8 protein-coding genes are annotated in these 6,862 nt (G+C 51.9%); 4 read left to right on the top strand and 4 right to left on the bottom strand.

Annotated features, from left to right (window positions below; all coding sequences use genetic code 11):
• Positions 1 to 133: 133 nt before the first annotated feature.
• From ycgZ to fdhF, 4 genes are all read left to right on the top strand, one after another.
• On the top strand, positions 134 to 373 hold the full coding sequence (ycgZ, locus tag ENTMO_RS0110410) for a regulatory protein YcgZ (protein WP_010430219.1): 240 nt from the start codon (positions 134 to 136) through the stop codon (positions 371 to 373).
• 4 nt (positions 374 to 377) lie between these two features.
• Positions 378 to 698: a hypothetical protein gene (locus ENTMO_RS26545; protein WP_010430217.1), complete on the top strand. Its 321-nt coding sequence runs from the start codon at positions 378 to 380 to the stop codon at positions 696 to 698.
• Between the two features lie 29 nt (positions 699 to 727).
• Positions 728 to 1,006 carry a biofilm development regulator YmgB/AriR family protein gene (locus ENTMO_RS0110400; protein WP_010430215.1) on the top strand — a complete coding sequence of 93 codons (279 nt, stop codon included), beginning with the start codon at positions 728 to 730 and terminating at the stop codon, positions 1,004 to 1,006.
• Positions 1,007 to 1,194: 188 nt separating this feature from the next.
• Entirely contained in the window at positions 1,195 to 3,345 is a 2,151-nt protein-coding gene (gene fdhF / locus ENTMO_RS0110395; protein ID WP_010430214.1) for a formate dehydrogenase subunit alpha, read from the top strand.
• A 41-nt stretch (positions 3,346 to 3,386) separates the two neighbouring features.
• Here the strand turns inward: fdhF and fliB are convergent, their stop codons facing one another.
• The 4 genes from fliB to ENTMO_RS0110375 all read right to left on the bottom strand — a co-directional run bounded on the left by fliB (position 3,387) and on the right by ENTMO_RS0110375 (position 6,862).
• Positions 3,387 to 4,604 carry a flagellin lysine-N-methylase gene (gene fliB, locus ENTMO_RS0110390; RefSeq protein ID WP_010430213.1) on the bottom strand — a complete coding sequence of 406 codons (1,218 nt, stop codon included), beginning with the start codon at positions 4,602 to 4,604 and terminating at the stop codon, positions 3,387 to 3,389.
• Positions 4,605 to 4,707: 103 nt separating this feature from the next.
• Complete coding sequence (locus tag ENTMO_RS0110385) at positions 4,708 to 5,349, bottom strand: helix-turn-helix transcriptional regulator (RefSeq protein WP_010430212.1); 642 nt, start codon at positions 5,347 to 5,349, stop codon at positions 4,708 to 4,710.
• A 39-nt stretch (positions 5,350 to 5,388) separates the two neighbouring features.
• Complete coding sequence (locus ENTMO_RS0110380) at positions 5,389 to 5,901, bottom strand: fimbrial protein (protein ID WP_029485048.1); 513 nt, start codon at positions 5,899 to 5,901, stop codon at positions 5,389 to 5,391.
• A 10-nt stretch (positions 5,902 to 5,911) separates the two neighbouring features.
• A complete protein-coding gene (locus ENTMO_RS0110375; RefSeq protein WP_010430207.1) occupies positions 5,912 to 6,862 on the bottom strand; it encodes a fimbrial protein in 951 nt (316 codons plus the stop codon).

Below are 6,862 nucleotides of genomic sequence, written 5' to 3'. Positions count from 1 at the left end.
ACTGATATTTATAAAAATTATAAAATATATCAAGAAAAATTTAAAAATCTGTACATTTTGAATGTACAGATTTGAAAAATATGTATACCTTAATTGTAACGTTACTGATTACGGATATTTACAGGAGCGAAACATGAACCAGAACGGTTATGTCGCAGATTCAGCAGCAGCAATCGCGCAGTACTTCGAGAAAGCCGCGCTACCTACTCAGCAGGAGACGCTGGGTCAGGTGGTTGTTGAAATTCTTAGCGACGGGCGACATCTCAATCGCAAATCGCTCTGTACCAAACTTTTAAGTCGCCTCGAAAGGGCTGAAGGCCCGGAAGAGGAACAGCATTATCACATGCTGCTTGGACTGCTTTTCGAACGGTAACGTGATGAACAGTAGTGACGCAGATCGCCTGATCGACCAGCTAATCGGTGAAGCCGTTCTTTCTCTTCTGAGAGAGCGTGGCCCCGTGACAACCGAAGGTCTCATCCAGCGTCTGCGCAGTATGAAAGCACATGAAAAGGATCCCCAGCGGCGGGAGACACTTGCGAGGGTGATTGCCGAAATCGGTTCAAATGACCTCGCCTTTAAACGTCGCAGAACCGCACACGGACGACCAAAAAGAGAGGGATCTCTCAGAGAGAGTCGAGACAATGTAGTGCCGTTATTGGGTAATGGAAAACCGTCCGATCCAAAGAAGATACATTGACTGCAACCATACAGCTACGGTGAGAACAAATGAGACAAAATATTCAGCTTCAACCCGAATTTCACTCTGCTTTTCTAGACAGTGCGTTATCGGAATACTTCCGTCATGCAGGCGAACGTTTTGCTGAAGAGTCCGCTGTTTTTTCTACTGCAGTACGCTGTGTCCTTGCCTCTGAAGGACATCTGACCAATAAGGCCATTATCCTCTGGCTGATCCAGACGCTGGAAGCAACTGACGATGTCGTTCAGGCGGATGTGATCCGCAAGACGCTGGAAATCGTCGTCGGTTACACCATGGACGATCTTTGACCCCCTCCTCACAAAAAAGCGAGCGTGTCATCGTCAATTCTGACGAACAGCCTGACGATGACACGTCCTCCTTCCATAACATCCTGTAAATCAAGCACAAGCAATGTGGCATGGATCCTGCTTAAGCCCAATAAGGGACTGGGCTTTCCAGTTAAACATTGCTTCATTTCTTAACAGGTCTGTTATTGATGAAAAAAATCGCCAGCGTCTGCCCGTACTGCGGTGCAGGCTGCAAACTTAACCTCGTCGTTGAAAATAACCGTATTATCCGAGCCGAAGCAGCAGACGGCATCACCAATCAGGGCACGCTTTGCCTGAAAGGATTCTACGGCTGGGATTTCCTTAACGACACCCGCCTGCTCACCCCCCGCCTGACGCAGCCCATGCTCCGCTACCACAAAGGAGAGGCGTTCACCCCCGTCACCTGGGAAGAGGCCATTCGCTATACCGCCCACAGGCTCAAGAGCATCAAAGAACAGTTCGGTCCACGGTCAATCATGACCACCGGCTCCTCGCGAGGAACGGGTAATGAGACCAACTATGTCATGCAGAAATTCGCCCGTGCCGTGCTTAATACCAACAACGTCGATTGCTGTGCGCGCGTCTGCCATGGCCCTTCGGTTGCCGGTTTGCAGGAGACGCTCGGTAACGGCGCCATGAGTAACTCGATCAACGACATTGAAAACTCAAAATGCCTGCTGGTGTTCGGCTATAACTGCGCAGACTCTCACCCTATCGTCGCCCGGCGCGTGCTGAAAGCGCGTGAGAATGGCGCAAAAATCATCGTCTGCGATCCGCGTCGCATTGAAACGGCACGCATTGCCGATCAGCATCTTCAGCTGAAAAACGGCAGCAACATGGCACTGGTGAATGCCTTTGGCTATGTACTGCTGGAAGAGGAACTGTACGATAAAAACTACGTCGCACGTTTTACGGAAGGGCTGGAGGCGTACCGACAGATCGTCAAAGATTACGCGCCAGAGCGCGTGGAGCATCTGACCGGCATCCCCGCACGCGATGTGCGTCAGGCAATGCGCACGTTCGCGGCGGCACCGTCAGCGACGGTAATGTGGGGGATGGGTGTTACCCAGTTTGGTCAGGCGGTTGATGTGGTGAAAGGCCTTTCCAGCCTGGCGCTGCTGACAGGCAACCTGGGCCGTCCGGCGGTCGGCGTTGGCCCGGTGCGCGGGCAAAACAACGTTCAAGGCGCGTGTGACATGGGCGTTCTGCCCAATATGTTCCCCGGCTATCAGGAGGTAACGGACCCGGCGGTCAGACAGAAATTTGCCGATGTGTGGAAAGTAGACGTCAACAGAATGGACGATCGCATCGGGACGCGCATCACCGAGGTGCCGCATCTTGCGCTGGAAGGTAAGGTCAAAGCGTATTACATCATGGGGGAAGATCCGCTTCAGACAGAAGCCGATCTCGGCCTGGTCCGTCGCGGTTTCGACGCGCTCGATTTTGTGGTGGTTCAGGACATCTTTATGACCAAAACGGCGGAAGTGGCGGACGTGCTGTTACCGGCGACCTCATGGGGTGAACACGGCGGCGTCTTTACCTGCGCCGATCGCGGCTTCCAGCGTTTCGGGAAAGCCATTGAGGCCAGCGGCAACGTGAAGCGCGACTGGGAGATCATCAGCCTGCTGGCGACGGAGATGGGCTACCCGATGCATTACGACGACAACCAGCAGATCTGGGACGAAATGCGCGAGCTGTGCCCGCTGTTCTACGGCGTGACCTACGCAAAAATGGGCGAGATGGGCCATGTTCAGTGGCCGTGCCCGACGCTCGATCACCCCGGTACGCCCTACCTGTACAAGGACAATCAGTTCGACACCCCAACGGGCAAAGGGCAACTTTTCGCCGCCGCCTGGCGCGCGCCAGCGGAAACCCCGGATGAGGATTACCCGCTGGTGCTGTGCACCGTACGCGAGGTGGGCCACTACTCCTGCCGCTCCATGACCGGAAACTGCGCGGCGCTGCAAAGCCTGGCCGACGAGCCTGGACGCGTCCAGATGAACCCCGCCGATGCCTATAAACTGGGAATTGCAGACGGCCAACTGGTCTGGGTACGTTCACGCCGGGGTAAAGTGATAACCCGCGCCAGCATCAGCGAACGCATCAACGCCGGAGCCGTCTACATGACCTATCAGTGGTGGATTGGCGCCTGCAACGAGCTGACCCAGGATAACCTCGACCCTGTCTCCAAAACGCCGGAAACGAAGTATTGTGCGGTGCAGCTGGAGGCGATTGAGGATCAGCGCTGGGCCGAGGACTTTGCGGCGTCGGCCTACCAGTCCATGAAGTCGCGGTTAATCAGTGCGGTAAATGTGTGAGGAAATGAGGCTCGCACCGCGAGCCTCTTACCACGGTTCGTTTAACCAATCAGCAGCAGACAGGATAAATCATCCCCGCCGTTAATTTTATCAATCGCAAAATCGAGTCGTGCATCCATGCTCTGGTTATGCATCGTCTTTTCCGAAAAGCCTGCGATGGTTTTCATGACGACCTGCTGGTCGATCGTTTCCTGCATCGATTTCACACTAATGAAGACTTTCAGATAGTAGAATTCCAGAACCATGCGATAAAACTGACGCAAAATAGTGTCGTTGCTGTTGCCCGGAAAATAGCTGCTATACAGTTTATATAACAAGTAATTACGTAAGACGTGCGGTTCGGACAAGCAGCTGTTCTCGCATAATCCGCGCCACTGTAGATTGAGGCCAGCAAATTTTTTATCCAGCTCCACCGTATCATGATGATTAGCGAAATCCAGATAGTCAGCAATGGCTTTATGCCCTTTCAGGATGGTCTCTTCTCTCGCGGAAAAACGTGCAACATTCGTCCCCATAACGGACAAGGCAAGATACTTCATCGCATTTGATTGACCAATATTATTGGCCTGTAAGAGAGAATGGCCATTTTTCAATTCAGCCATCAGCATTTCATAATAATCTTCAACCTGCTCAAATTTGTTATGCAAGTCGAAATTTACGTGCTGCAGGCATAAAATAAACTGCGCCAGCGCCATCAGGTTCTCTTCAACGTTAAGAGATGGAGACTGGATTAAGTTCCAGGCAAAAAGATGGATAACCTGAGTCACGTCAGTCATAGACTGACGACGTCCGATGAGGTTAGTTTTGTAGACTGCCCGCAGCGTTTCCTGCTCCTGAAGCAGCATCGCATCCGCGTCGAAGAGCACTAACCGAACCACTTCAGGACAGGAGAGCGTCATCGTGTGCCGGGTTTCATCTTCGTAGCGGGTTGAACCTCGCGGATAGGTGCTACAGGTGTGGGACAGCGCGCTTTCCCCTAATTCACGGTGAATCAGGCAGAGTTTATTTTCGTCGATAAAGGGACAGTCTCCCTTCTCATCCAGCTTCACTCTCGAATAGTTATTTTTCCCTTTGCGCAGTGGAATGAGGTTCGCTTTCGCAAGGCGAGAAATGTCCGAATGCGTTGAGGAAATGTATTTTCCATGTGTTTTCTTATCAATGGAAATTGTCCAACCACGGCAACAGGACATCAGGCACTCAGGCCCGACGCACTGGAATTTACTCACAAAAATCGGCTTGATGGTCTTATGAATTTGCATACGAATGGGTCATTATTTAAAACCCATGAAAATAACATTGCCTCAGGCGAAATCGATAGCGCCATAACTCAACAGAACAGTGGGTTATTCAGACCATTAGCCGTTACGCATAATTATTTTCCAGGTAATCGCGAAGCAGGTTTGGTCGACTCTTTTTCTCCATTAACCTTCTGAGCAGAACGATCAACTCGTAATCACTTCGCAGGTTAAACTTCTGCATCATCATATATTTATGGGTAAAGACCGTTTTATCACTCATCTTTAATATGTTGGCGGTCTGCACAACCGAGTGCCCCTGATAGAAATTCACCATAATTCGAATCTGTTGCGGTGACAGGACTTTATGTTGGCATTCGAAACAGGATTTTTTATTCCAGGTGTATCCCGGTAATTGCGTCCTGAACAAGGCGATGAACAATGCGCCGCTTATACGATCAAGCGAAGCACGGCGAGAGAGGAAAATGATGTCCTGAAAACAGGAGGGCAACGCGGAAAAACGGTGCTCATCATCCACCAGACCTATCACAATCCCTTTTTCCCGGACCTGCAATTCAGGAAAACAGGTCAGCGTTTCACCCTGACAGAGCGAAAGGACAATAATATCGGCCTGAATGACGTTGTCCTCGGTCAGGCCTGCGTTAAAATGGATGGGTCGATGAAAATTATGCTCAAAGAAATCCTCGAAAAAATACTGCAGCCCAGCCTGAAAGAATAAATCCGTTTCCTGAATCAGGATATTCAACATAGCTCCCCCACGTCTCATGATAAATGCGCTTTCCGGCATTCAGTTGTATTGCATCGTCATCACAACAACCGCGCTGATGCTTCCCGGCGTCGCGCCACCGGCCTGGGATATCACCGATGCCTGCATGGGCATGCTGGCCGTTCGGTCTGCTGCAATATTTTGCGTCATGCTGGAGCCCGTTCCTTTGAGCATGCCGGTCCCCGCCTCACGCATGGCAACCGCCACGTTCGTTGCCGAGCCGCTGTTCATGTAGTAGTCCGCCCCGGCAACCGGATCGGGGTTTCCGGTGAAGGAGACCGTCACGCTGCGCGTCCCCGCGGGACACTGCGTAAACTGCAGATTAAATGTCACCGGGTCGGAGGATGAACCCGGCGTCACCATGTTTGTCGCCTGAATATTGCCGGGATTAATATCCAGCTGCGTATTCCCGCCATTAAATATGCAGGGCGAGGCCACAATATTTCCCGTCACGTCAAGACTCACGTTATCGGCGGAAAAGGCCTTCCAGCTCAGCAAGGCGAGAAGGAGCAGTTTCTTGTGTGAGAGTTTCATCATTTACCTGCTACTGGTAGGTCAAATTAAGCGTGGCAGAGGCATTGGCCGCGCCGGATTCGACAGACGTTAACGTCTGGTAATATCGCGCCGTTAACGGCAGCGTCTCTTGTCCACCCGAAGATTGTTTTAATAGCAGGCGGCTATTCAACACCAGCGGCGTGCCGTTATATAAAAGTTGCACGCCCACGCCTTTTGCCGTACCGGTCATACCCTGTCCCGTTAGCGCCATTACGCTGGTATTGCTGCTGTCCGGGTTCTGAATTCCGCCAAGCGAAACGCTAATATTGGTTCCGGGGGTGCAGGTTAACCCAAGGTTTTGCGTATTCTGCGCGCCCGTGGGCGTGGTTCCGATCGCCGTGCCAAACGCTGAGGCCGAGATATCGCCAATGGGGAACGTCAGCTGAGGCGTGGTAATACTGCATACAAGCGCATTGATCGTCCCGCTGGTGAGCTGGGTCGTCAGGCCGTCGCGGTAGACGCCGTCGCTCCCCTGAAGCGTCACTACGCCTATGACCCCCGGCGTTAAGGCGCCAGACGAAACCGGACCGGTGACCACAAGTTCAATTTGGCCGCCGTACCAGTCAACATAAGAGGTCTGCGCATTATAAGAAAACGTATTGGCCGGATTTTCAAAGTTGTTATTCGAAGAAAAACGAATCCCAATTCCGCTGATATTGGTGTTGTAAACATGGTTGCCGTAGCTGCTCAACGTGGCGTTGTTATAGCGCATGCTAAATCCGAGCATTAATGGATTACTGCATCCGGTAAGATAGGATCCCGTATAGGTGGCCGCGCCGGAAAATACCACCGTCCCGACAGGCGCATCGCGCTGGACATTTATCGTGCCCACCGACAGCGTGGAAATTTGCGGTATTATTGTCGTGCAGGTCCCTGCACGCACGCTGTTATTCCAGCCCGTGAGTAAACAGAGCAGTAAAATAGCCTGAATGAATTTCAT

The organism is Enterobacter mori LMG 25706 (genome assembly GCF_000211415.1).
Classification (GTDB): domain Bacteria; phylum Pseudomonadota; class Gammaproteobacteria; order Enterobacterales; family Enterobacteriaceae; genus Enterobacter; species Enterobacter mori.
Note: the sequence above shows the minus strand (reverse complement) of the source record. Positions and strands in the feature narration are given on the sequence as shown.